Here is a 1725-nt window from a genome sequence, read left to right on the forward strand (position 1 = left end):
CCTATAAAGCTTCTTCTTTTTTCCCCATCGTGTATTACTACTAACAATTGGGGCTCTAGAAAGGAGGTGTTCCAGCCGCACCTTCCGGTACGGCTACCTTGTTACGACTTAGCCCTAGTTACCAGTTTTACCCTAGGCAGCTCCTTGCGGTCACCGACTTCAGGCACCCCCAGCTTCCATGGCTTGACGGGCGGTGTGTACAAGGCCCGGGAACGTATTCACCGGATCATGGCTGATATCCGATTACTAGCGATTCCAGCTTCACGGAGTCGAGTTGCAGACTCCGATCCGAACTGTGACCGGTTTTATAGATTCGCTCCTGGTCGCCCAGTGGCTGCTCTCTGTACCGGCCATTGTAGCACGTGTGTAGCCCAAGGCGTAAGGGCCGTGATGATTTGACGTCATCCCCACCTTCCTCACAGTTTGCACTGGCAGTCTTGTTAGAGTTCCCGACATGACTCGCTGGCAACTAACAACAGGGGTTGCGCTCGTTATAGGACTTAACCTGACACCTCACGGCACGAGCTGACGACAACCATGCAGCACCTTGTAAATTGTCTTGCGAAAGATCTGTTTCCAAACCGGTCAATCTACATTTAAGCCTTGGTAAGGTTCCTCGCGTATCATCGAATTAAACCACATGCTCCACCGCTTGTGCGGGCCCCCGTCAATTCCTTTGAGTTTCATTCTTGCGAACGTACTCCCCAGGTGGGATACTTATCACTTTCGCTTAGCCACTGAAATTGCTTCCAACAGCTAGTATCCATCGTTTACGGCGTGGACTACCAGGGTATCTAATCCTGTTCGCTACCCACGCTTTCGTCCATCAGCGTCAATCCATTAGTAGTAACCTGCCTTCGCAATTGGTATTCCATGTAATCTCTAAGCATTTCACCGCTACACTACATATTCTAGTTACTTCCTAATAATTCAAGTTTAACAGTATCAATGGCCGTTCCACCGTTGAGCGATGGGCTTTCACCACTGACTTATTAAACCGCCTACGGACCCTTTAAACCCAATGATTCCGGATAACGCTTGGATCCTCCGTATTACCGCGGCTGCTGGCACGGAGTTAGCCGATCCTTATTCTTACGATACCGTCAAGCTACTTCACGAAGTAGTGTTTCTTCTCGTATAAAAGCAGTTTACAATCCATAGGACCGTCATCCTGCACGCGGCATGGCTGGATCAGGCTTGCGCCCATTGTCCAATATTCCTCACTGCTGCCTCCCGTAGGAGTCTGGTCCGTGTCTCAGTACCAGTGTGGGGGATCTCCCTCTCAGGACCCCTACCCATCGTAGCCTTGGTAAGCCGTTACCTTACCAACTAGCTAATGGGACGCATGCTCATCTTTTACCGTTGTGACTTTAATAATATCTCGATGCCGAGTCATTATACTATGAGGTATTAATCCAAATTTCTCTGGGCTATCCCTCTGTAAAAGGTAGATTGCATACGCGTTACGCACCCGTGCGCCGGTCTCAAAGTCCGAAGACTTCTACCCCTCGACTTGCATGTGTTAAGCCTGCCGCTAGCGTTCATCCTGAGCCAGGATCAAACTCTTCATCGTATATTGTTGATCTGAATTGCTTCGGATCGTATTGTTATTCGAATCAGTCTCTATCGGTTCATTTATCAATCTCTCGATTATCTTACTCTTTATTCTTTTGTTTTGAAATCTCTTTCAAAACGGCTGTCAATTCAATATGTCTACGAACGTGT

At 48.3% G+C, this 1725-nt stretch carries 1 rRNA gene; it reads right to left on the bottom strand.

Annotated features, from left to right (window positions below):
* Positions 1 to 59 precede the first annotated feature (59 nt).
* Positions 60 to 1573: ribosomal RNA gene (locus tag B0A65_RS22260) — 16S ribosomal RNA — on the bottom strand.
* Between the last annotated feature and the right edge of the window lie 152 nt (positions 1574 to 1725).

The organism is Flavobacterium frigidimaris (assembly GCF_002217275.1).
GTDB classification, from domain to species: Bacteria; Bacteroidota; Bacteroidia; order Flavobacteriales; family Flavobacteriaceae; genus Flavobacterium; species Flavobacterium aquidurense.